Raw genomic sequence first — 25,352 nt, 5'->3', positions numbered from 1 at the left:
ATATTTAATAAATATCAGATAAAAATTTGTTAATTATTGTTGGCCGAATATTATATTAATTAAATTAATTTGATTAATTTAACTTATATGATGTGTAGCCATGGAGTTTTTTGATGAATGGATTGAACAATGGTCTGAAAAAAACATGCCTTCTGGCATTTTTACTTGTGCTTTTTGCCGTATCTCCGGTTTTTGGGGCGGAAACGGCTTTAAGTACAGGTGATATTTCAGGCACGGAACAGGTCACTGCCGGGATTTCTTATCTCGAAATTACACCTGTTTCTGCCGACATCCTCATTGAGGATACAGTACAGCTTACAGCAGCCGCCTATGATTCTGAAGGTCAGGAAACCTCCTGTACCGGATTAATCTGGGAAAGCAGCGATGAAACGGTCGGAACGGTTGACAGCGCAGGACTTTTCACTGCTCTGTCACCCGGAACTTCAACTGTAACGGTATTCTGCGGTGAACTTAACTCAGGATGTAATATTACAGTGTCTGAAGATGAATCCGAATCTGAGTCTGTTACTGAGACTGAAAGTGAGTCTGAATCCGGCAATCCGGATGAAGAATCTCCAGAGGAAGAATCTCCTGAAAATCTTTCAGAAGTATTCCCTGTAGAAGTTTCACCTTCCGAATCTGAACTTATCATCGGAGATGAGCAGTTATTCACTGCATCAGCCTTCAATGAATCCGGTTCAGAGGTCGCAGATGCTGAGTTTACCTGGGCTGTAAGCGATGAAACGGTCGGAACTATTGACAGCACCGGTCTTTTCACTGCTCTTGCAGAGGGAACTGTTACTGTCACTGCAACTGCTGGAGATTTCTCTGCCGATGCAGCAGTCACTGTATCCGGGGCTGAAATTCCGGAGGCGACATCAGAGCCTACACCGGAACATACATTAGAACCTACGCCTGAGCCGACAGCAGAACAAAAAACAATAACTGAGGTAATTTCCTCCATCTCAGCCGAGGAATCTTTCGGCGGAGTCATACCTGCGGTTGACAACGTCTATCTTAAAGTCGCGAATGCTGAAGGTGCCTATTACAATTGCTGGGGCAACCAGACTTATCGTATAAAATGGAATGGCGGCGGTGAAAATTCCCTGCATATTACAAATGACAGCCGTGGTTCTGATGGTTATTTTGTCAATTACGGGCAGATTACATATACAAATGATCTCTCAGGTACATTCTATGTCTCCACAACAGGAGGAAGAGGTTACCAGGATAACATTCTCCTGATGGTCGCGGTCAACGGAACTATTCCGGATGACTTCCGCCTGCGTATCCATGCAGACGGGTACCAGTGGACACCTAATTCAACACCTCACCTGCCTCCTGCACTACAGGATATAATCTATAATGATGCTACAGTTGATGAGTGGTTTGACAAAGACGATCTGATCTATGGGCCACAGACATGGCGTCCGGCTGTGAATATCCAGTACCCGATCTTCCCGAACCAGGATGTAAGTGATACATCCAACAAATTCAGCATTATGCTCGTGGATCTTAATGGTGGTGTCTTAACGGAAGAGACACTTAGAATCAGGTATGAAGCTGAAAATCTCAACACTATGCTGGCCTTCAATGTTTACGGCTATGCCAGAAATGTTCTTGGCTCAAGCATGAGTGATATTGTATATAATACAACTGAGTGGACAAACCGCCTGACAAGCACAGGACACTGGAGCGGATGGTATGTATCGGGAACGCCGCTTCCGGATGCTGCATCTGTTACAATATCACCTTCCACAGCTAATGTTCCGTTAAACGGGAAAAAGGAGTTCACTGCAACTGCTTATGATTCGGAAGGCAGTGTTATATCAGGAGCGCCTATAACATGGTCAAGCAGTGATGCCGGTGTCGGAACAATTAATGATGAAGGTTTATTCACTCCTGTTTCAGTAGGCAGCACAACAATTACTGCTTCTGCAAAAGGTGCTTCCCAGACTGCGGAAGTAACTGTAAGTGATCCTGTTGAGATAGTGTTGACAACGATTACATTAGATCCGTCTGAGATTGTGATGTACACTGATCATATAGAGAACTGTACTTTTTCAGCGACCGGTTATGACCAGTTTGGTGATGAGATAACTCCATTAACCTATACATGGACAAGCAGTGAACTCTCAGTGGGAACAATTGATAATGCCGGGGAATTCACCGGTCTTTCTGAAGGAACAACTATTATTAAAGCAACAAACGGAAGCATTTCAGGAAATGCAACTGTAACAATTAAGCCACGTCCGGACTGGTCTGTTTCTCTTATTGGGGCAGTGAACAGTACACTTACCCGTTCAAAGATAACTGAATTATCATCCGGAGGTCTTGAGTCATATACTGATAACAGAAACATCTTCTGGGAAGGAGTAAATCTCTCAAAAGTCATTGGTCTTGTGGATGACAGTAATCCATCAGGTTTCAATGAGACTCTTGCAAATCTTGATTATAATATTACGATTACAGGTAAGGCATCGGGTAACAGTAAGAATATTATTATTACCAGCCGTGAGCTTCTTGATACAGACAAAACATTCTTTTTAGCCTATATAATGGATGGTTATGAAATTCCGGAAACTCCTGTAGATGGAAGAACCTACTGGCCACTGAAGCTTACAGGGTCTGCAATTGCTAACTTTGGCAGGAATATTGAAGAAATCTCTGAAATTTCAATTGAATTCCCACCTGATGTTAGAAAAATTGTTTTATCCTCAGATTCTCTGAAAACGTTAGCAGGAGGTGAATCAATACAGTTTGCTGCAACTGCATATGGACCTGATGATCAGGAAATTGAATATATTCCATTTACATGGTCAGTATCTGACAGCTCTGTGGGTTCAATAGATCAGGATGGTCTTTTCACTCCAATTAATGCCGGCGAAACGGATGTTATTGCAGCATATAAATCAGTTGGCGGGTCTGTGACTGTAACTGTTATAGATAATTCTCCAGGTTCAAAGACATGGTATGTAGACTTGGCTGGAAATGGTGATTTTAAGACAATTCAGGCTGCTATTGACTATGTAAGAGATGGAGATCTAATTGTTGTCAGGGATGGTGTTTATTCCGAAAAAATAACAATTGACAAGGAAATTAGGTTAATATCTGAGAATGGTTATGATTCAACTGCTATTAAAAATTATAATCGCGAAGAATGGGCAGTTACAGTGACTGCAGACAATGTGCAGATTACAGGATTTAATATATCTGGTTTGCCTGATGCAAGTATTGCTTCAGAGGGAAGCCTGAAGATTAGTGGTTCTGATAATTGTATAATTTCAGAGAATTTTTTCTCAAGTCCACATTCGTTTCAAACATCTACAACTGAGAATTGTACAATCAAAAATAATACCTTTATCTCTAAAAGTAATATCTGTGTTGAGGAATTTAGAAATTCCACAATTTCTAATAATAATATTACAATGTCCGTAAGCCCTGGAGTTGAATTAGTCAGTGGTTCATTTATATGTGTGTCTGGAAATAATATTGTTGGGAATTCAGAAAGTTCGGTAGGAATAATGCCAGTAGTCTGTGATAATATTACGATTTCGGATAATAATATCTCAAATGTACTGGTTGGTATATCTGCTTATGGTGGCGGCGTTGATGTAAGATCAGCTAAGATCTTAAACAATACAATTTATTCCACTACAGATTCTATAAAGATCTTTAGAACCGGTAGTGACATTGAAATATCAGGAGACAAATTGAGTGGCGGAGGTAAATATGGTATCATTATGGTATATGCACCAACTGGGGATATTTCAATACATGGTAATGATTTAATTGAATCTAGTGCACCTTATGTGCTATATTTGCGTTCTATTAAATCAAAAATTGATATTTATGGCAATAATATTACAATCAATGAATTGAATACTGGGGGTCTTCTTTATGCTGCAATTCCAACCCTCAATTCAACCACACAGTACACCTATGAATACAATGGTGAGACTTTCACCGATTTCATAGGTAACAGTTACAACATTTATTCAGGATTTGATACCAATGGTGACGGTATTGGAGAGACACCGCTTGAGGAAGACGGAGTATATGACTATCACCCGCTGACAGGTACATACTCCGATTACAGGATTATTTCCGAAGGTAAAGTTGCACCGGAATCACAGAACACAACCCTGAACTTTAAGGGTCTTGGTGTGAAAACCGGTGCAGGCGGAAAACAGACTGCAACGGTTAACACTACCCTGACTGAAACCACTCAGAACGGCAACAATGTCACAATCTCACGTGCAAATTACGATCTCGTGATTGAGTATGACAGCGACATGGCAGTAACCGGAGACCAGATCACCGGAACAGTCAAATCCGTTCAGCTTAAAACCGAAAATCTCATGAAATGCAACTGCAGTGCAGGAAATGTGTCCGGTTCTCTGGTTGTAAATCTTAATGATATCCCTGACGGGGCAGGTGTGGATTCTTCCTTAATGGACGGAGCTACATCAGACCAGAATGCTGCATTCCAGCTTGCCGCCTCCGGAGACGGGCTTAAGGTTGATGCGGTCGCCTGCACATTAACAGTTGTCAGGCAGAACCTCGCAAACGGAAACGATGTTGAATCGGCAGTAATACGCCTTTCAGCAGATAAGGCATGGGTTGATGCACACGGCGGAAATGAATCCATAAAGATTATCCGCTGTGCAGAAGACGGGACAAAAGAGATCCTGGATACGAAATCCATAGCATTTGACGGTGTAATGGAGACCTTTGAGGCAGTATCACCAAACGGCCTGTCGGTATTTGGTCTCTCAGCTACAAGTACGGCGTCAACACCGTCCCCGGGAACATCAACCGGTTCTTCCTCCTCTTCCTCGTCATCAGGCGGCGGAGGCTCAAGCTCAATCGGCACAAGCCGTATTGACAGCATCGGAGCAGGGAAAACCGGAGTATTTACCCTTGGTGAGACTGCAATCTCATCAGTTGAGCTTCTAGCATCCGCTGAAATTCCTGAGATGATGCTCACATCCGAAAAGGTCTCAAAGCCGTCCGGAATTGACGAAGCTCCGGGTGAGGTTTACCAGTACATACAGATTAATGAATATCTTGCACCTGAAGGCAGCATGCAGATGGCAACCCTGAAGTTCAGCGTTGACAAGGGGTGGCTCTCATCTGTCGGCTCTTCAGATTCAGGGGTTAAGATGTACCGCTATGACGAAGACTCCGAGACCTGGGTCATGCTCTCAACCGTAGCAAACGGCGAGACAGATTCCGGTTATAAATTCTTCGCAGACACACCTTCATTCAGCCTCTTTGCAGTAACGGCTGAGAAGGGAGCGGCATCTTCCTCCGCTGTTTCATCCGGAACAACTCCATCCGCAGAGCCGGATTCCGGAATAAGCTCAGGACCGCAGACCAATGTCGAGCAGACAGTAAACGGTGCAGATACACCTGCAAAAGCATCCGGCAGCAGTGTTGTATTTGCAGTAATTGCAGTCTTTGCGATAATTGCGGTATGTGGTGTTGTTTACCGGTTCAGAAAGCCGGAGAATAAATAAGCTGCTGAAAAAAAAAGGAATAAATAAATAAGTAAAAGGCTGGGAAGGCCTATCCAAGAAATTTAAATTCTTTTTTTTACAGGTTTTGTTTTACTCAGATAATTATAGAAATTATCAACCTAATAATCGATCATATGGGAGCTCCGGTGATATTTAGCCGGAACCTGAACAAAGAACTCCCAAATTCCTAAATAATGCAATATTGCCGGGAGTCACAGATTAAGAATAACACATTACTGATGATGATTATTTACAAATATCGATATTGGAAATATACAAATATTTTAAAAATCAATATTGGCAGTATATGATCTCAGATCGCAGTCTTGAAGAACTGATCCTGGATCAGCATGAAGTTTTCGTGACAAAAGATCCGGGTGTGAAAAGAGAGATAGATCATCTCCGGTACATGCGGCACAATCAGATTGTGGTCATATCCGGGGTACGACGGTGTGGAAAATCCACTCTCATGCGACAGTTCGCAGATCATTATGAGGAATATTATTACATTAATTTTGATGACGAGCGTCTGATTAATTTTAAGGTCTCCGACTTCTCACGGCTGATGGTCATCTTTAAAAAGATTATGAAAAATGTCAGAACTATTTTTATTGATGAAATCCAGAACATAGAGGGCTGGGAGCGGTTTGTCCGCCGCATCCATGATGAAGGTTACAAAATATTTATCACCGGTTCAAATGCACGGTTGCTCTCTTCAGAACTTGGTACGCATCTTACAGGCAGATATACAAAAGTTGAGTTGTATCCGTTCTCATTTTCTGAATTTCTTGATTTTAGAGGTATTGAACCATCCAGGATAACATCGGAGAAAAAGGCTGATATTATCAAATGCTTTGATTATTATCTCGAAAACGGAGGATTCCCTGAATTCCTCAAATACGGTGATACTGAGTTCCTGAAAAGATCATATGATGACATCATTTACAGGGATATTATAGCACGCCATGGGATACGGGAAGTAAAATCCTTCCTGCTGCTGGTCCAGTATATCAATACAAATGCAGCCAAAGATGCAGGCTATGCATCACTTGCAAAAGCTGTTGGCCTAAAAAGCCCGGTATCAGTCCGTGACTATATTGGTTTTCTTGAAGAAGCATATCTGGTTTTTGAGCTGTACCGGTATGATGCCTCCCTTAAAAGGCAGTATTCCGGGCAGAAGAAGATGTATGTTATTGACAACGGAATGAGAAATACAGTATCTTTCCGGTTCTCAAAAGATACCGGACGGCTCTTAGAGAACATGATACTGATTGAACTGAAGAGAAGAGAGTCGGAGCTCTTCTTTTTCAGGGAAAAGAATGAATGTGATTTTATAATCTGTGAAGGTGGGCATGTCACCTCTGCAATACAGGTTTCATATGAACTTAACGGAGATAATCTCAAAAGGGAAACTGAAGGACTGCGCAAAGCAATGGCATCACTGGATCTTAAGTCCGGAATCATTCTTACATACAATCAGGAAGAAGAAATTGCAGATAAAGATGGAAAGATAATATATGTAATGCCGGCATGGCGGTGGCTGCTTGAGAGATGAGAATCTTTTCAGTCAGTTTATACTTTTTACTGATCCTGAACTGTAAATAATGGACTCCCACAAATCTGACTGAATATTCCTTCATCTGTTTCAGGAAGATTTAATTTTTCATAGCTCTTCTCCGATATTATAGGATTACATATGGCCCGGGTTTGATACTCGGCCCCAAGAAGGCACTTAAACCTTCAGAATATCAAAAAAAAGTCGGAACTGTATCTGAAAGTCAGGTGAATCTACCAGTACATAGAGGCAGAATAATTTCTTTGTCTCCTTTCTTCAGCTTCTCAAGTTTGGCTTCAAGCGTTTCGGATACATACAGGCTGTACAATTAAAAAACCTCAAAGTTATTGTCAGGAAATATCAAACTGGTTATCAAAATCTTCAACCGGAATGAATTTTTCTTTTCTGATTTTCCGGATTTTTTTAGTATATTCTTCTCTCACTACAAACTCCTCTTCAAGCTGGAACTTCATAAAATTCTCAATCTGTTTACTCATGTTTAAGCCCAGTCGTTTGCATTCAGAAGAGTATTTTTCATAGATGTCATCGGAAATGCTGAAGCTTTTTACACTCATTTCTATATCACTAATTTATTTAAATTTCATAAATCATATTTAATATTATTTAAACAGTCCATTTATTCTGCACTCACCGTATAGGCTAAATATTATGGCTAATTTTAGATTTTACACCCTGGGTGAGCCCCGTAAATTTTCAGATGTTTATATTCTAACTTTGCCGGTTTCCTAATCGGCAATATTGCTGAGAGTCACAGATTGAGGATAATACATTACTAATGATGAATATTTATGAAAATCAATATTGGCAGTATATGATCTCAGATTGCAGTCTATGCGATAATTGTGGTATGTGGTGTTGTTTACCGGTTTAAGATGCCGGAGAAGAAATAAGCCGGAAAGGCTTTTTTAAAATTTAAAATCTCTTTTTAGAATTTTAGAAGATTCCTGTTTTTCTGAAATATATTCGGATTATGATTTCTGATCAGATATTGCAGCTCTGTTTTTGGAGCCTGACATGTGCTGTTTAATGATGAAAACCGGATTTTATCTGGCTGTATCTCTTTGTGTTTATGGTCGGGAGTCATGTTCAAATGTTAATTATGTCAATTTAATTTAGTTTACATAATATTTTTAATAACTATTTTATCTTCTAAATTCTAAGTGTATTATGAGCAGATTATGGCTGGCGGCAGAGGGAAAAAAAATAAGAAAGGTTTAATCTACATCCCCGGAGATTCAGTTATTCATTGCCTTGATCCCCGTACAAAACTCCTGATGCTCGTAGTGTTCAGCATCATGTCCTTTCTGACTACAAATCTCATTATAATGACTCTTATATTTGCTTTTATCGCAGTTCTGGCCCGTAAGTCCGGGTTATTTACAAAATGGATTCATTCACTGAGACTTATTCTCCCCCTGATCATATTTGTATTCATAATTGATCTCTTCTTCAGCCGCGAAAATTCAGGCTTTGAATTAATTTCGGCACAGATTGGATTTATCCCGTTGTATGCAACCGAAGGTAGCCTCTGCTTTTCATCTGCCATGGTAATACGGCTCCTTATCATTGCAGGCATCTCATTTCTCTTCATCATAACGACGAAGTACAGCGATTTTGTAAAAAGTCTTCATAAGCTGAAGGTTCCTCCAATAATCTCCTTCTCTCTCGGATATGCCCTCAGTTCTACAACGACCCTCTCCAGGGATGCAAATAATGTTTTAGATGCCCAGAGATCAAGAGGGCTTGAGTTTGAAAAGGGCTCTGTTCTCAAAAAAACTGATAAACTTCTCTCATTATTCATACCATTAACGGTTATAATGCTGAACAGATCAAATCAGGTATCAAATGCCATGCAGTGCCGTGGTTATGGCAGTGCAGAGAGACCAACGGTGTACAATGCCCCTGTTACGGGGGCATATGACTATACTGCTATTTTTATCATAGCATTATTTCTCTTAACTGTAATCATTCTCTCAAATTATCTGTTAATTTAAGGTGTTCTATGAAAAATAAAAAAAGTAACGTGGCCGGATACAGCAAAATCTTTCTTCTGCTGCTTCTTGCATTTGCGGCTGTTCAGTGTGTATCTGCCGCAGATCTGCCCTCAAATCCTATTGCCGGTGAAATGCATGTAAATATCAATACCGCAAATTCGGGTGGATATTACATAAAGTTCGACGGAGGCGGCTTAAATGCTCTTCACCTGACCACAAGTACATCTGACTACTATGGGCAGCTTACAACCACCTCGATGCAGAGCGGAACGTTTTACGTCTCAGATACGGGGGGCAGGGGTTTTTTCAATAATATGCTGCTTATGATTGCCCTTAGAAAACCATCTGATGATGAAGAACAGATTCCTGATGATTTCAGAATTAAAATCCGGTCATCAGGATATAAATGGCCTTCTACAGGCATACTGAACATGCCTCCCACAGCCGAAAATACTGAATATGTCTCCGGGGCGGTGGATCAGGCATTCACATTAAGTTCATTCTCCTACGGCCCCCAGAAGTGGAAGCCGGCAGGAAATAACGACCCCCTGAACTATCCGATATACGGAGATCAGGATATGTCGGACGATGAGGAGTTCTACATATTTTTCGTGGACCTGAAAGTTGGAGCACTGGGTGAGAACTGCGGACTGACCGGACTTACGGACAACGGTATGGTGAAGGTCGAATACACCATTGAGAATCTGGATTCAGGTCTTGTCGCGTTTAACACATACGGCTGGTGTGCTGAGAACCAGGCAAACCAGGGAGAAGGCATATCGTGGACAAACAGAGTTTCAGGTGACGGTTCCAGCGGATATGTGGTAAATATCATCGGTTCAGGCGGTGGTGAGGGAGGTTCTTCCTCCGGAAAACTTGATTACGGCTCTGACCGTTCAGGTTCATCAGAGAGCTGGAAGCCCAAAGTCGGAAATCTCAACATCTCCTCCGTCCCACAGGGCGCTAAAGTTTACCTGGACGGGGTGTATTCCGGACAGGAGACAAATGCATCATTTGTTGATCTTCCGGCAGGGGATTACGTCATAACCCTTGAACTTGACGAATATGAGATCGCAGGGCCAAATACTGTAACTGTCAAGAGTGGGTATATCGTTGAAAAGGGATTTAACATGACCCGTGGGTCCGGCTCATGTTTCATCTCCTCCACTCCGGATGGTGCTGACGTCTTCATAGACGGAAAGGATACCCTCTGGCATACCGACTCCCTTATAACTGATGTCAAATCCGGAAATCATACTGTTACTGTTTACAGAGAGGGCTACGAACCGCAGTCTTCCAATGTCAGCATAAGGATGAATCAGAGATCAGAATTGGAATTTATCTTCGGAAATGAAGGCGGTGCACCGGAGATGACAGGCACATCTGGCGGAGATTCCGGTGCCACAGAATCAGGTGTCATACCTGATGTCTCCCCCCGTTCAGGTAATCTTCCGGCTGAAACAGACAGCATAAGTGGAGAAGAGGGTGATGGCGGTATATTCAGCTTCATTAACGAACTCTTCGGAGGGTTCTTCTCTGCTCCGACTGACAAAGCAGATGAACCATCTGAACCGGCAGGGCTTAAAGGCGACGCCTCTGCGGTTGATGCAGTGCAGGAAGTGCCTGAATCAGTAGAGATAGCAGATATAACAGACCCGGCAACTCCTTCAGATCAAAATCCGGGTGAGAATCTGCCGTCCGGGGACACAGGCGGTCTTTATGTGACATCTTATCCGGATAATCTTGACATTACCCTTAATAGTGTAAAGACAGATGTGAAAACCCCGCATTATTTTTACGGACTTAAGGAAGGTTCGCATAAAGTGCAGGTGACTGTTCCCTCTGATGCAGCAAAATCAGTACAGAAGAGTGTATTTATCATTGCAGGTGAGGATGGTTATGTAAAGCTTGAGCCTGAGGTTTTTACGCAGAAAATTCCGGTGACAATCCAGTCAAAGTACTTTAAGGACTCTGAATTCTTTATTGAGGGTGAATATCCGGGGTACACATACCCGTCCAAAGTAAATATCGAAAAGAGCGGGACATTTATTACCACAGAGAAGGACGGAGTATTCTATACATTCAATACCGGATACCGGGAAGAGAATTCAGTAATTAATATTGGGAATTCCGGCTCAGGAGATACTGCCGGCAGTATCTCTGTAACAACAGAACCCGATGGTGCTTCTGTTACAATAGACGGGCAGAATACCGGATTAAAAACTCCCTGCACAATTGGAGGTATTACAGAAGGCCATCATACTCTTGTGGTATCAAAAGCCGGCCATTATCCAGAGTGTAAGAAATTCCGGTTCGTAAACACCGGAGATTCGGGAGATTCCGAATATGATTTTATACTTGACGAATATTCATACGGCAGCCTGTTTATTGACAGCAATCCTCCCGGAAGCATGATCTATCTGAAAGGAAGTTATACTGGGGTTAAAACACCACATGATTTTGAATATATTCCGATTGGCAGTTATAATGTTGGGATCGTGTATAACCGCATAGTCTTTAAGGAAAGTATTGTAACTGTTGAGCCGTATGAGAAATCCGGAATAACCGTTTATAATACAACTCTCGACATATAATCTTTTTTTAAGGGTAATATACGGGTTTTTTCTGTTATTTTATTATCTGAGAATTGTGCTGCCATTAATGTGCAGTCTGGCTGGTAATTTTATATGTATGTGTGCTTTAAATATTAATTATTAGTTATAATTATTTATTGTGAACTTTTCTCTTTTCCTTCTCAATGTTAATCAGGTTTCATTAATGTTTCAATTTTTTTCAAAACAAATATTAAGTACTTATAATCAAATATTCAGGTGATGGAGATTAAGAATTTTAAGGTTCTGGCAATTCTTCTTCTGTCTGCATTTGCATGTGTGATGCTTACAGCAGGATGTACAGGAACTGATGGTTCAGCACAGACTGCAAATCCCACTGCAACCGCAGAGCAGACTGTAGCAGCAACTCCGGCTCCGGCCGAAGCTGCCCAGAAAGAGTACGCAGACAACGAACTGCTTATTGCAACCACAACAAGTCTTTATGCAACAGGTCTTCTTGATCAGCTCGCAGGAGAGTTCATGAACGATACCGGCGTTGACATTAAGATCACAGCAGTAGGCACCGGAACAGCCCTTGAATACGGTGCAAACGGTGATGTTGATCTCATTATGGTCCACGACCGTGCAAGAGAAAACGCATTTATTGAAGACGGCTCAGGCACTGACCGCAGGGTATTTGGCTACAATTATTTTGAAATCGTAGGCCCTGAGAGTGACCCTGCCGGAATTAAAGGCATGGCCCCGACAGAGGCTCTTGAAACAATTCTTGCAAAAGGCAGTGAAGGCGCTGAAGGCGTGAAGTTTGTCTCCCGTGGCGACAGCTCAGGAACACACGGCAAAGAGAAGGCACTCTGGTCTGTAGCAGGCTATGACTATGCCGAGTATGAACCTGTCTGGGTAAAAGAAGACTGGTATGTTGAGGCCGGCACAGGAATGGGCGGTACACTCACAATGGCAGACGAGATGGACGCTTACACTCTAACCGATATCGGAACCTACCTTAAATATCAGGGAGACGGAACTATCAACCTTGCAGAACTTGTAAATGAAGGCGATGACCTGATTAACATCTACGGCGCTATACTTGTAAATCCGGATAAATATCCTGACACCAATGTTGAAGTCGGAAAGGACTGGGTTAACTACCTGATTACTGATGATGTTCAGGACGAAATTAAGGTATTTGGCGTAAAAGATTACGGTCAGCCACTCTTCTTCCCTGCAATGGGCGCTTTGGATGTGCTCTCACCTTCAGGTGTAACACAGGACGAGATCTCCGCACCGATTGCCTGAACAATGATTCCGGAATTTCCGGAAAATCATTTTTTTCCTGGAATATATTAATATTCTCTGGTGTTTTACTGAATTAAGAGGGCTGATTATATGAATTATATTATTGAGGGTATTTATCAGGCCTTTGTATTGATTATCACCCTGAATCCTGAAGTAGTGGATATCACAATCAGGACACTGACGATAACGCTTGGTGCAACCCTTATTGCCTCGATATTATGTATCCCGCTTGGAATTTATATTGCCTTTAATGAGTTTTATGGCCGGAAAACTCTGATCAGTGTCATCCAGACATTATATGCCCTGCCTACAGTTGTTGTTGGTCTTGTGATGTACATGATCCTCTCCAATAACGGCCCTCTGGGGTTTCTTGACCTTTTATTCACTTCTACAGGTGTTATGCTTGGTCAGGTTGTACTGATCCTTCCGATAATTACCGGACTTACAATATCTGCCCTGTCAAACCTCGACTCAACAATCCGTGACACAATAGTCTCCCTTGGCGCAACTACAGGTCAGTTCTTCTCATCAATGATTCTTGAGGCAAGATTTGCAATAATGTCCGCCGTAATTATGGGTTTTTCACGTGCGATATCAGAAGTCGGTGCCGCAATAATGATTGGAGGCAATATAAAGGGCCACACAAGAATTCTTACTACTGCAATTACACTTGAAACCAATATAGGCAATTTTTCACTCTCAGTTGCACTCGGAATTATTCTCCTGCTTATTGCACTGACTGTCACAATGATTGTATCCAGATTTCAGCAGAGTTGAACAATATGATTGAGATTGATAATATCCATAAAAGTTTTGAGGCCAATAATGTCTTAAAAGGTGTTTATGCCGATATAAATAAGGGTGAAATATTCACAATAATCGGTCCATCAGGTCAGGGAAAATCAACACTCTTAAGAATTCTCAATACTCTTGAAAGGCCAACGTCCGGTCAGATTTTTTTTGACAGCAACGACCTTTTTTCCGGAAAAAAAACGCCTGTGGAAGTAAGAAGGCGTATGTCTATGGTCTTTCAGAAGACTGCTGTCTTTGATATGAATGTCTTTGATAATATTGCAATCGGGCTTAAATATCGAGGTTACAGTAAAACCGACATCAATGAAACTGTAAACCGGGCACTTGATGAGATTGGACTGTCAGGGTATGGCGGGAGAAGTGCTAAAACACTTTCCGGAGGGGAGATGCAGAGAGTTGCCCTTGCAAGGGCAATTGTCTCAAAACCGGATGTTCTCTATCTGGACGAACCAACTGCAAGCCTTGATCCTGTAAATACCGAGAAGATCGAGGACCTGATCCTGCACTACAATAAGGAATATGGCACCACGATTGTCATGTCAACCCATGACATGCTCCAGGGCCAGAGACTTTCAGACAGAATCGGTGTTATGATGGATGGAAGATTCCTCCAGATTGCAGCTCCGGATGAGATATTTTCAAGACCTGGCAATGAGAATGTTGCACGTTTTATTGGAATAAATAATGTCTTTTACGGGACTGTCAGGGAAAAATACGGCGACGGGGTCAATGGCATCTTAAAATCCGGAAATGTGAGTCTTATCGTTAAAAGTGAATTTAAATTCGGTGACAGGGTAGCATTCTGCATCAGGCCTGAAGAGATCACTGTTCATAATCACAGGGCAGAACCTGTAAAGGGCAGGAATATACTGGCCGGGAAAATTTCCGGCATTCACCGGCAGGGAAGAATGATGTACGCTGATATTGATGCCGGGATAAGAATCAGTGCCATGGTAACCTGGGAACAGTATGAGGGCAGTGGATTTGAAGAAGGAGATGAAGTTATGATCTCATTTAAACCGAGGTCCGTTTTTGTTATGGGTAAGGTGTGAATATGCCCCATTTATCCCACTGTAACATTGTTTCAAAAAATTTTGAATAAAAAGTATATAATTGGTAAACAATCTAAAATTTACATCATGAAAAAGTTTATGGGATTTTTTCTGGTTGCTGCACTGATATGTGCAACAGTCATGATGTGTGGATGCACAGGCACAGGAGATAACACTCCGGCCGTGACACCCACAGAGGCATCAACGGCACAGGCAACTGCGCAGCCAACCGCTGCACAGGAGACATCTGAAAAGAGTACTCTTAAGGTATTCCATGCCGGAAGTCTGGCAAGCCCTATGGAGCAGATGGAAGCGGCTTACGAGGCTGAATATACTGATGTTGATGTGCAGCTCTACTCCGGCGGCAGCACAAAGCTTGCAAAGGAGATAGTCGAGCTTGGAAAGGTAGCTGATGTCTATGCATCTGCTGACTATTCATTAATTCCGGGCCTGATGGTCCCTGACTATGCAGACTGGTATGTTACATTTGCAAAGAACAGAATGGTTCTCTGTTATACGGACAAGAGCAAATATGCAGATGAAGTAACTGCTGACAACTGGTATGAGATTCTCGGAAAGGACGATGTCGCATGGGCATTCTCAGATCCAAACCTTGACCCGTGCGGTTACAGGTCACTTATGGTAATTCAGCTTGCTGAGGTAAACTACAATGACGATATGATCTTTGACAACCTTGTCGGAGCGAGAAGCGGCATTTCACACTCATTTGAAGACGGAGTGGCCACTATCCATGCAAAAGATCCGGCACCTGTTTATCCGCTCTCAATAGATGAGAAGAGTGTAAACCTCATTGCAGGACTTGAGGCAGGAAACCTTGACTATGCATGGGAATACATGAGCGTTGCAGAACAGAATGCAGATTCCGGTGTTAAATACATTGAACTTCCGGAAGCAATCGATCTCTCATCCATCAGCTATGCAGATGCATATGCAAAGGTTCAGATCGAGACCGAAGGCGGAATGATGGTAGGAAAGCCTATTGTATATGGTGCTACTGTTCCAACAACCGCAGATCAGCCTGAAAACGGAGATAAATTCGTTGCTATGCTCATCGGTGAGACCGGACAGAAGATCATGAAAGATGCAGGACAGCCTCCGATTGTTCCTGCAACAGGATTCCTTGATATTCCTTCCTCACTTTCAGCACTTGTTGAAATGAGCAGCTAAACCAAATTCTTTTTTTATCATGTCTGCGAAATTTCCCCGCCCGGACAGTTGCATAATCTCTTTCTCACTCATCGGCGGGCTTGTTGTATTCCTGACAGTTCTCTCCCTTCTCAATATCTCCCTTGCACAGCTGGGTGATATTCCGTATCTCATCTCCGTTGCTTCTGAGTCAAAGGTGATTGACTCTGTCCTTCTCACCCTTGGTGCAGGTCTGAATACGGTAATACTGCTGCTGATTTTTGGAACACCGCTTGCATATGTCCTTGCAAGAGTAAACTTCAGGGGCAAAGGATTTATTGAAGGCCTTGTTGATCTCCCGATAATGCTTCCCCATACGGTTGCAGGGATTCTTGTATATATTCTCTTTATGAGGAGGGGAATTATCGGTGAGCCTCTCGGAACGCTTGGCTTTGTCTTTGAGGATGCATACCCGGGAATTGTTGCTGCCATGTTCTTTGTCTCCTCGCCGTATTCAGTACTTTAAACTTAGACGATCATTAATATGTTCGAACCTACAATATTAAATTTAAAATACTCTCTTAAATTGCCCAAATCACAGTATTGGTCCTAAATTCCCCGTTTTTTTGCACAGAGGTCACAAGGCACATTTTGTAAACCTATTTTGATTAACATCACTCATCCCCATTTAGGCCTCATTAAATTCTTCCATTTCTCATCGAGATCAATCTGAAAAGAGTATCTTTGAATTGAAATTGTATTGTTTCCAGTGAAAAAGTTACAAAATTATAGATAGCTACCGCTAAATCGGTCGCAGCTGCATATTCCGTTCATTGAGATGTCAGAATGTCAGCTTATAGCAATTTCATCAATCCTTAATATACGAAAATGAGTCATACTTTCTTCAAATATGATGGCAAGATAATGATTTAAGGGGAATTTGTCCCTGTCTATTACTTTTGGTCCTCTCTGAATCTTTGCAAATCGCTTCCATTTTGTTAAAACCCAAAAATTCTGAATTATGCATGCAATTAGATAATAAAAAAATCTCACCACATGATCTTTGGTGGATGTTCTTACTTTGAATTTATTATTAATGACATATGTTGATTCAATGGCAAATCTATGCCTGTATCGCTCACTAATTGATTGTGGGGAAGTATTAATTTTGTACACAACAAAAGCACGATGAAGAGCACCTTTTTTACCCTTTTTACCTTTCATGTAAATGACACGATCAACAATTTTCACCTTACATTTTAGCTTATTCTTCGATTTGGCGTTTATAACATATTCAAATGATTTTGATTTCTTTCCCTTCAGCTGCCTTTTGAGTTCATCACTGTTCTTCTTAACAGGCACTATGTGAGGAATTTCAGATTCCTTAAGGTAACTGAAGATTTCAGCAGAGTAAAACTCACGGTCAAGCATCAGAGATTTGATCTTGAATCCATATCCATAAATTAAATCAACACAATTCTTTATTGCGGTGAGGTTAGTGGAATCTCTAAACAAAGGAATAACCTGAAGTATAAGGTGCTTATCCATATTTACAACCGAGAATGTCAGGTATCCAACAAAATAATTTGTCGATGCCTTTCTTTTTCCACCTACAATTGGAGATTTAGGATTTTCTTTATCCTTTTTCCCATAATATGGAATTAGCGTTATATCAATTGCAAAATCATACTTCTGACCTTTCTTAAGGATTCCTTTTCCCGCTTTTAAAAGCATTTTTGGAGTATTTAGTGTCAATTCCTCCATATTAAGGCCATGAAGTTTTTTTAGACAAGTCGTATGGGACGGTAGTCCTTCCGTCATTTTTGCAAAACCGGATATTGAGTTATTAGAACATGCCGTAGCGATAGCTCCCCGAATCAACGTTAGACTATCATAGTTTCTGCCACCTGTTAAGGTTACATTCCCCTCAACAAGAGCGCATATCGGTTCAAGGTTTCCAAGCTTATTTTCTTTATTAAGCTCTGATTTGCCTATATTTTGACAATTATTTGCCATATGAGGGGTTTTTGAGAGTATATAAACCCCACCATAAATCAGGCGTACGTCAAAAAAATAAGGTAAATTCTGGCTAAATTCTAAAAGAATTTGGCGATATTGGGGTAAACGCGCAGTATTACGCGCAGTAGTCCATGCGGTTTGTCATTAAAATAGAGAAGTACTTAACTTTCTCAAGTTGGGCAGAAATACTCTGAGCAAAAAATGGGGTTTTTCAGGAAATGTTTAAAGTACTGGTATTACATAAACACAGTCCGGGAGGGTTTTGAAAAGGTGCCCGTACATCTTGAGAATGTGGCCCGGACACTTGGGGCAACGAGATTTGCAGCATTCAGGAAGATTGTCCTTCCGTTAAGTGTAAGGCACATCTTCAGCGGCAGTGTTCTTGCCTGGGGCCGGGCGATAGGGGAGTTTGCAGCAGTAATAATGATAGCATATTATCCGATGATAATCTCAACGCTCATATATTACCGGTTCACAACAAGCGGCTTAAAGGAGAGCAGCACTATTGCATTTATTATAATTGTAATCTGCTTTGTTGTCTTTGCAACACTCAGACTGCTGATAAAACGCTTGGAGGGGTATGATGAGAGAGTCTGAGAGAATGAAGAGGAAAATATCATGATAGAATTTGATAATGTAAACCTCTCACTTGGCAGTTTCAGCCTCTATGATGTCTCAATGAAGATCAATAAAGGCGAATATTTCTTTATAATCGGACCTTCAGGTGCAGGTAAGACAATTCTTCTTGAGACCATAGCCGGACTTCACCTGCCCGATTCAGGAAGGGTTCTGATAAGGGGTGAGGATGTCTTCTTAAAACCTCCGGAGAAGAGGGATATCGCTCTTGTATATCAGGACTATTCCCTCTTCCCGCATATGACCATCTTTGACAATGTCGCTTTCGGGCTCAGGATGGCGAAGAAGAGTAAGGCAGAGGTTAAGGAATCCGTTGATAAAATGCTGAAGCATTTTGGAATCAGCCACCTCAGTAAAAGAAAACCTCTTACCATGAGCGGCGGTGAACAGCAGAGGGTTGCCCTTGCACGGGCACTTATTGTAAATCCTGAAATTCTGCTCCTGGATGAACCGCTCTCTGCAATGGACCCTGTGAACCGTGACCGGTTTATTAAAGACCTTGACAGCATTCACAAAGAGTTTGGAATAACCATAGTTCAGGTGACACATTCAAGAGAGGAGGCGATAGCCCTTGCAGACAGAATTGCAGTTATTGCCGACGGGAGGCTTGAGCAGACCGGAAGTCTGGCTGAGGTATTTAATACGCCTGCTTCTCCTGTTGTTGCCAGAATGGCTGGTATTGACAATATATTTGACGGAATTATTACAGATTTAGGCGGTGACGGCACCTGCACAATTGACATTGAAGGCGTCAGCTTAAGGGCCTCGTATTCAGGATATGTGGGTAATGATGTAAATCTCTACATTCACTCATCCGATATAATCCTGAGCGGGGAGATGCCTCAGAATTCCGGATGTAATATTTTAGAAGGTAAAATTGAGGGAATATTTCAGAGAAATAATTATTTCAGGATAGTTATTGACTGCGGCATATCTGTTTATTCCTCCCTCTCTCCAAGAGAAATGGCCACGAGAAGTTTAAAACCGGGAATGGAGGTTTACCTGACCTTCAGTCCGGATGACATTCATATTACATCTGCCAGAAAATCTTAAAGAAATCTTTACTTTTTTCTTTCGTAAATACTTCGGATGATTTATCGCAGATATTTTTCAAATCTTTGTATCTGACTGCTTAATACCTTTCTTTCTGTATATCTCAATATACGCAAGCAGCATTCCGGTGATGAACGCAACGGTCATTCCGGCAAATGGTGCAAGAATTGCTGTTATTGCAGTCACCATCACGGAGTCTGTATTTGCCGATGCCTTCAGAAGCGGAATTGCGGCAAAGATTAACAGTCCTCCAAATATCCCTAAAGGAATTATGCCAAGCATCTCGGGCTTTGCAAAAAAAAGTGCCATGGCAAGGAAAATTACTCCGGCAATTATATTGCTGCCTCCCGTTCTTGCACCGAAGCGGTGCATTGCCGCCATTCCTCCTGCCCCGTGGCACATTGGAAATCCTCCCAGAGGGCAGGATATCAGATTCATAAAACCTATCGTTTTTGATAAATTATCCGGATTAATATCCTTCTTAAAGAGATCGTGTGCCAGCAGCGATGTTGCAAGAATTGCATTGGTAAGAGTAAGCGGGATCTGGGGTATGACAAGATTCCATGATGAGAATGCAAAGTCGTTTACATCCGGAATTATTATCTGCGGAAGTGTAATAAAGCTCATTTCCGGAATTCCGGCTGTCAGGATTCCTGCTGCAATTCCGATTCCGACCACTATCAGTGCCGAGAGATCAGGAAATGCGGTCTTCATTGTTATAAGGAGGAATATGAGAATTATAATGACTGAAACTGCTGAATAGAAGATATCGTTTACAACAAAATTCAGGGATGTTTTAAGGAGCAGAAGTGCAAGCCCTGCCTGAATTCCCCTGATTACGTTTTTTGGAATCCATTTCTGTACCTTTGACATTCCCCTCAGATATCCTGTTGCAATGAATATTATTCCGATTATTATTCCTGATGCCGCAATCTCAGGAGATGTCAGCCCTTCGGCAATAACTATTGCACCTATAGCCTTCATCGGTTCGACAGGCACGGGAAGCCGGTATAATATCCCGACCAGAGTGTACCAGACGGCGAAAAAGAGTAATATTGTGCCGAGATTTATGTCAGTTACTACTGCAACACCGAATATTATCGGCAGAATTGTGCCGAAGTCACCAACAGAGCCTGCTGCCTCGTTCAGATTAAATCTGATCCCTTTGATTTTATTCAGCAATATTTCTCCTCCCGGATCTGTACCCTGTGTATTTTTTCATTTTTCATTCATCCGCGATAAATATTATTTGTTCTAATTTAACATTTTGTGGTTTAGTGCGTGGAGTTTGTTATTCACTAATGCCAGTCTTTAGGTTTTTAGTTTATTATGGTATATTTTTTTAATTTTTATTTTTATAATGTTAATTTGGTTAACTTAACCTAATTAATTTTAAAAAAATTGTAACAATGTATTTATTATGGTGTTTTTTTAGAAATTTATTGATGAGAAAGGGTTTAATCCGGTATTCAGCAATTGCACTTTTAATTGCTGTTATTATGGTCTGTGGCTGTACATCAGGTGAAGCGAAGGATAACAGGGCAGATACTGGATCTGCTTCGGAAGAGTCACTGATAGTTTACTGCGGTGCAGGACTCCGTGTTCCAATGGAGACCGCTGCGGAGGTATTTGAGGAGAAGGACGGTATAAAGATCAAATATTCATATGGGGGTGCGGCACAGCTGCTCTCACAGATGGAACTTTTAGGAGAAGGAGACCTCTACATGCCGGGTGCAAAGGCATACCTTGACTCCGCGGCAGAGAAGGGCTTTATCTCGGATACCAGAGATGTCGTGTACCATGTTATAGCAATAGCAGTGGAGAAAGGCAATCCTAAGAATATTACATGCCTTAAAGACCTGACCCGTGATGGCGTAAGGGTTGGTATCGGTGAACCTGACGGCCCTGCGGTCGGAAAAGCTGCAAAGAAGATCTTTGAGAAGAATGAAATGTGGGAGAGTGTCCAGGACAATATTGTTGTCCAGTCCGGCACTGTCAATGAACTGCTTGTATTCCTTAAGATGGATCAGGCTGATGCGGTTGTAATCTGGGAAGATCTTTTAAATCCGGAAGATATGGAAATTGTCAATATTCCGGTTAAGGAGGGTTTTGTAAAGGTTGTACCTATTGCAACGCTTGAGTTCAGTGAACATCCTGAGAATGCGGTAAAGTTCATGGAATTTGTATCGTCTGATGAAGGAAAAGAGATTTTCACTAATGCTGGTTTTGATACATACCCCTGTGAAAAGTATGCGGGAGTCCAGTAATTTACTTTTTTGTCAGTGTGGATATCAGGTCAGATTATTTACTGTGTTAATTGAATTTGGTTAATTGTGTGGTGCGTGTAAAAGATTTTTAAAGTTTTAATGGAGAAATTAATTATGAAAAGAGAGCTATTATTGGTTTTTACTGTTTTTGCAGCCTTTGCACTGATTCTTGGTGCAGGCTGTGTCTCCGGAAATTCCGGAGATGAGAAGGATGTGGGGGCACAGGCCTCCGGTGGCGAAGGAGTATCTGAAGAGTCACTTATTGTTTACTGCGGCGCCGGTCTTCGTGAGCCGATGGACAATATAGCAGCGGATTTTGAAGAGCAGGAGAATGTTAAGATTAAGTTTACCTATGGTGGATCTGCCCAGCTCCTCTCACAGATTGAACTCCTGCAGGAAGGGGATGCCTACATGCCGGGTGCAAGATCCTACATACAGTCTGCTATAGACAAGGGTTTTGTATCTGATAGCAATGATGTTGTCTATCATGTAATGACAATAGCAGTTCCAAAGGGCAACCCTAAGAATATTACATGCCTTGAGGATCTCACAAATGAAGGTGTCAGAGTTGGAATTGGCGAACCTGACGGCCCTGCGGTTGGAAGTGCGGCCAAGAAGCTCCTTGACAAGAATGGTCTGTGGGAGGACATTCAGGACAATATCGTTGTTCAGTCGGGAACAGTAAATGAACTGCTTGTCTATCTTAATATGGGTCAGACAGATGCTGTAATCATCTGGGAAGACCTTTTGAATGAAGAGAATATGGAGAAGGTTGATATTCCTGTAAGTTCCGGTTTCGTAAAAGTTGTTCCGGTTGGAATGCTGACATTTACAGAGAAAGAGGATACAGCAAAGAAATTTATTGATTTCGTATCTTCAGATGCCGGGAAGGCCTACTTTGAGGAAGCAGGTTTTGACACTTATCCATGTGATAAGTATTCAGAACTTTAAATTAAAATTAAATTAAACTATTTTTTGGTGCTATTATGGCTTTAGAAGAGGATATTAAAAAAGTTAAGGAGATGGAGATCTGCTACCGCCCAATCGGCGTCATTCATTCGGAGCACACAGTCCAGGAAGACACTCCTATTCAGGGAATATTCAATCCTTCAAAGGGTTATATCGAAGTTTTTGACGAATATACTCCCGGATTAAAGGACATTGAGAGTTTTTCACACCTGATACTGCTTTATCACTTTGACAGATCCACCGGATGTGAGATTGTCCGAAAACCATTCCTTGATGAGGAGAAGGAGAGGGGAATATTCTCTATACGGCATTTTAACAGGCCTAATCCTGTAGGATTTTCAATTGTGGATCTTCTCTCAGTAGAGGGCAACAGGCTTGAGATCGGTGCTGTGGATATACTTGACGGCACACCCCTTATTGACATAAAGCCCTATGTATATCAGTTTGATCACCGCGATGAGGTAAAGAACGGGTGGGTTGATGCATCACACACTGATGAAATCGGTGAGTGGAATGCCACTCCAAAAGGCCTCAGAGATAAGCAGAGGACAAATATTTGAAGAATATCACACGCTGGGATGCTGTAAAGGTATTTTCCATCTCAGCCGCTCTTATTTTAACTGCATTTATTGTTTCTCTGCTGATTCTGATTGTAACTCATCCTAATCCCGGATGCGTTCTGGAATCCCTGATGACTGAGGAGATCCAGTTTGCAATATACCTGAGTCTTGCAACCTCTATAGCATCAACCCTGTTGTGTATTCTTATCGGAGTGCCGGCAGCATACGGGCTTGCGAGGTATAATTTCTTCGGGAAGAGTTTTGTCAATATGATTCTTGACCTTCCACTTGCACTGCCTCCGCTTGTTGCCGGTGTGGGACTGCTGCTCTTCTTCGGGACAACAGCATTCGGCGATGCACTTGAGAGTATAGGGCTTGTATTTGTCTTCACACCGCTTGGAATTGTAATAGCACAGTTCTTTGTAAATCTCCCGTTTATGCTCAGGATTATGAGATCCACATTTGAGGGGATCAGTCCCAGGTATGAGTATGTCGCCCGGACGCTTGGGTGCACCAATGCTGAGAGCATAATCCGGGTTACAATTCCTATGGCTGCAAACGGTTTTTTTGCCGGTGCAGTGATTACATGGGCGAAGGGAATAGGTGAATTCGGTGCCGCACTCATGCTTGCCGGCGCTACAAGGCTCAAGACTGAGACACTTCCGATCTCTCTGTTTCTGAATATGTCATGCGGAGATCTTGAGATGGCTATATCTGCGGCAATCATACTGATAGCAATCTCGATTGTCTCACTGTATGTTTTTGAGATCTATGGTGGATCTGCAAAACTATAAGGGGTTTTAATGATGCTTAAACTTGAAAATATATCAAAAAACCTCGGTGAATTCCGTATCGACAATGCAAATCTTGAGGTCATAAAAGGCGAATACATGGTTATAATCGGCCCTACTGGTGCAGGTAAGACAATTCTTCTTGAAACCGTTGCAGGCATATATCCGCCGGACTCCGGCAGGGTGATTATGAGTGGCCGGGATATTACCGATGTGCAGCCAAAGGACAGAAATATTGCAATGGTCTATCAGGACTTTGTTTTATTTCCGCATCTTACTGTGGCGGCGAATATCGGATTTGGTCTTAAGAGCAGGAAGGTGCCACGCCCTGAGATTGAGGAGAAGGTGAAGGATATAGCGTCTGTTATGGGCATAGATCACCTTCTTCACCGTTATCCGGGAACACTCAGCGGAGGGGAGAAACAGAGGACTGCAATCTGCCGTGCAATACTTATGGAACCTGATATTCTTCTTCTGGATGAACCCCTTAGTGCTCTTGATACCCGGACGAGGGAGAACCTGAGGAGTGAATTAAAGAAGCTCCATAAGATGTTTAATACTACCTTTATTCATATTACTCACAATTATGAGGAGGTATTCTCACTTGCAGACAGGGTTGTCATCATGAATGATGGTGAAATACTCCAGATTGGTGACCCTGATGAGGTCTTCAGAAAACCAAAATCAGAGTTTATTGCATCTTTTGTTGGTTTTGAGAATATTTATCCCTGTAAATGGTTAAAAGATGGCAGTTCTGCGTCTGTGAACATTGACGGTGTGGATTTGATCTCGGAGTCGCATGAGTCTTCGATCACAGGTAACGATGTCACTGCAATCCTCAGGATGGAGGATGTTATTGTCACATCTGAATTACCCGGCGGGGGAGAACCATGCAATATGCTTAAAGGAATTATAGAAGAGATCCGTGACAGCGGGGGTTTTGTAAGGATTACCATCGACGCGGGAATAAAGCTTAAGGCTGTTATGATGAAGAGGGATTTTTTAAGAATGGATCTCTCTGCCGGCGATTCGGCATATGCAGTATTTTCATATGAAGCCCTTCATATCATTCCCTGTGATAAATAAGG

At 42.0% G+C, this 25,352-nt stretch carries 19 protein-coding genes; 16 read left to right on the top strand and 3 right to left on the bottom strand.

What is annotated here, in order from left to right; all coding sequences use genetic code 11:
* Window positions 1-113: 113 nt before the first annotated feature.
* Both METLIM_RS14470 and METLIM_RS14465 read left to right on the top strand, forming a co-directional pair.
* Window positions 114-5,522, top strand: a complete 5,409-nt coding sequence (locus METLIM_RS14470) for an Ig-like domain-containing protein (RefSeq protein WP_004079660.1) — start codon at window positions 114-116, stop codon at window positions 5,520-5,522.
* Window positions 5,523-5,829: 307 nt separating this feature from the next.
* The gene (locus METLIM_RS14465; RefSeq protein ID WP_004079659.1) at window positions 5,830-7,077 is read left to right on the top strand and encodes an ATP-binding protein; all 1,248 of its coding nucleotides are present in this window, start codon (window positions 5,830-5,832) and stop codon (window positions 7,075-7,077) included.
* 350 nt (window positions 7,078-7,427) lie between these two features.
* Here METLIM_RS14465 and METLIM_RS14460 read toward each other — a convergent pair whose 3' ends face one another.
* Entirely contained in the window at window positions 7,428-7,652 is a 225-nt protein-coding gene (locus tag METLIM_RS14460; protein WP_004079658.1) for a hypothetical protein, read from the bottom strand.
* A 624-nt stretch (window positions 7,653-8,276) separates the two neighbouring features.
* Here METLIM_RS14460 and METLIM_RS14455 point away from each other — a divergent pair.
* The 7 genes from METLIM_RS14455 (at window position 8,277) to METLIM_RS14425 (ending at window position 16,495) form a co-directional block, all read left to right on the top strand.
* Window positions 8,277-9,092, top strand: a complete 816-nt coding sequence (locus METLIM_RS14455; protein WP_004079657.1) for an energy-coupling factor transporter transmembrane component T family protein — start codon at window positions 8,277-8,279, stop codon at window positions 9,090-9,092.
* Between the two features lie 8 nt (window positions 9,093-9,100).
* Window positions 9,101-11,686, top strand: coding sequence for a PEGA domain-containing protein (locus tag METLIM_RS14450; protein WP_004079656.1), 2,586 nt, complete (start codon window positions 9,101-9,103; stop codon window positions 11,684-11,686).
* A 240-nt stretch (window positions 11,687-11,926) separates the two neighbouring features.
* Window positions 11,927-12,958, top strand: a complete 1,032-nt coding sequence (locus tag METLIM_RS14445; RefSeq protein ID WP_004079655.1) for a substrate-binding domain-containing protein — start codon at window positions 11,927-11,929, stop codon at window positions 12,956-12,958.
* A 90-nt stretch (window positions 12,959-13,048) separates the two neighbouring features.
* Complete coding sequence (locus METLIM_RS14440) at window positions 13,049-13,735, top strand: ABC transporter permease (RefSeq protein WP_004079654.1); 687 nt, start codon at window positions 13,049-13,051, stop codon at window positions 13,733-13,735.
* 5 nt (window positions 13,736-13,740) lie between these two features.
* The gene (locus METLIM_RS14435; protein ID WP_004079653.1) at window positions 13,741-14,823 is read left to right on the top strand and encodes an ABC transporter ATP-binding protein; all 1,083 of its coding nucleotides are present in this window, start codon (window positions 13,741-13,743) and stop codon (window positions 14,821-14,823) included.
* Window positions 14,824-14,922: 99 nt separating this feature from the next.
* Complete coding sequence (gene wtpA / locus METLIM_RS14430) at window positions 14,923-16,011, top strand: tungstate ABC transporter substrate-binding protein WtpA (protein WP_245543552.1); 1,089 nt, start codon at window positions 14,923-14,925, stop codon at window positions 16,009-16,011.
* 19 nt (window positions 16,012-16,030) lie between these two features.
* Window positions 16,031-16,495 (top strand): hypothetical protein, encoded by a 465-nt coding sequence (locus METLIM_RS14425; protein WP_052300934.1) that lies wholly within the window; start codon window positions 16,031-16,033, stop codon window positions 16,493-16,495.
* A gap of 323 nt (window positions 16,496-16,818) precedes the next feature.
* Here METLIM_RS14425 and METLIM_RS14420 read toward each other — a convergent pair whose 3' ends face one another.
* Entirely contained in the window at window positions 16,819-17,985 is a 1,167-nt protein-coding gene (locus tag METLIM_RS14420; RefSeq protein WP_004079651.1) for a transposase, read from the bottom strand.
* A 204-nt stretch (window positions 17,986-18,189) separates the two neighbouring features.
* Here METLIM_RS14420 and METLIM_RS14415 point away from each other — a divergent pair, with 204 nt between their 5' ends.
* Window positions 18,190-18,585, top strand: a complete 396-nt coding sequence (locus METLIM_RS14415; protein ID WP_083824974.1) for an ABC transporter permease subunit — start codon at window positions 18,190-18,192, stop codon at window positions 18,583-18,585.
* Window positions 18,586-18,606: 21 nt separating this feature from the next.
* A complete protein-coding gene (locus METLIM_RS14410) occupies window positions 18,607-19,677 on the top strand; it encodes an ABC transporter ATP-binding protein (RefSeq protein WP_004079650.1) in 1,071 nt (356 codons plus the stop codon).
* Window positions 19,678-19,734: 57 nt separating this feature from the next.
* Here METLIM_RS14410 and METLIM_RS14405 read toward each other — a convergent pair whose 3' ends face one another.
* Window positions 19,735-20,859 carry a putative sulfate/molybdate transporter gene (locus METLIM_RS14405; RefSeq protein ID WP_004079649.1) on the bottom strand — a complete coding sequence of 375 codons (1,125 nt, stop codon included), beginning with the start codon at window positions 20,857-20,859 and terminating at the stop codon, window positions 19,735-19,737.
* Window positions 20,860-21,122: 263 nt separating this feature from the next.
* On the opposite strand from METLIM_RS14405, the gene modA (METLIM_RS14400) reads away from it, so the two are divergent.
* The 5 genes from modA (METLIM_RS14400) to METLIM_RS14380 all read left to right on the top strand — a co-directional run bounded on the left by modA (METLIM_RS14400) (window position 21,123) and on the right by METLIM_RS14380 (window position 25,350).
* Window positions 21,123-21,944: a molybdate ABC transporter substrate-binding protein gene (gene modA, locus METLIM_RS14400; RefSeq protein WP_004079648.1), complete on the top strand. Its 822-nt coding sequence runs from the start codon at window positions 21,123-21,125 to the stop codon at window positions 21,942-21,944.
* A gap of 114 nt (window positions 21,945-22,058) precedes the next feature.
* A complete protein-coding gene (modA, locus tag METLIM_RS14395; protein ID WP_004079647.1) occupies window positions 22,059-22,895 on the top strand; it encodes a molybdate ABC transporter substrate-binding protein in 837 nt (278 codons plus the stop codon).
* Window positions 22,896-22,930: 35 nt separating this feature from the next.
* Window positions 22,931-23,473, top strand: a complete 543-nt coding sequence (gene tsaA, locus METLIM_RS14390; RefSeq protein ID WP_004079646.1) for a tRNA (N6-threonylcarbamoyladenosine(37)-N6)-methyltransferase TrmO — start codon at window positions 22,931-22,933, stop codon at window positions 23,471-23,473.
* On the top strand, window positions 23,470-24,267 hold the full coding sequence (locus tag METLIM_RS14385; RefSeq protein ID WP_004079645.1) for an ABC transporter permease: 798 nt from the start codon (window positions 23,470-23,472) through the stop codon (window positions 24,265-24,267). The genes tsaA and METLIM_RS14385 overlap by 4 nt, the downstream gene beginning before the upstream one ends.
* 9 nt (window positions 24,268-24,276) lie before the next feature.
* Complete coding sequence (locus METLIM_RS14380; protein ID WP_004079644.1) at window positions 24,277-25,350, top strand: ATP-binding cassette domain-containing protein; 1,074 nt, start codon at window positions 24,277-24,279, stop codon at window positions 25,348-25,350.
* Window positions 25,351-25,352 lie beyond the last annotated feature (2 nt).

The sequence above is a fragment of the Methanoplanus limicola DSM 2279 genome (assembly GCF_000243255.1).
Classification (GTDB): domain Archaea; phylum Halobacteriota; class Methanomicrobia; order Methanomicrobiales; family Methanomicrobiaceae; genus Methanoplanus; species Methanoplanus limicola.
This window is presented reverse-complemented; position numbering and strand designations above follow the sequence as displayed.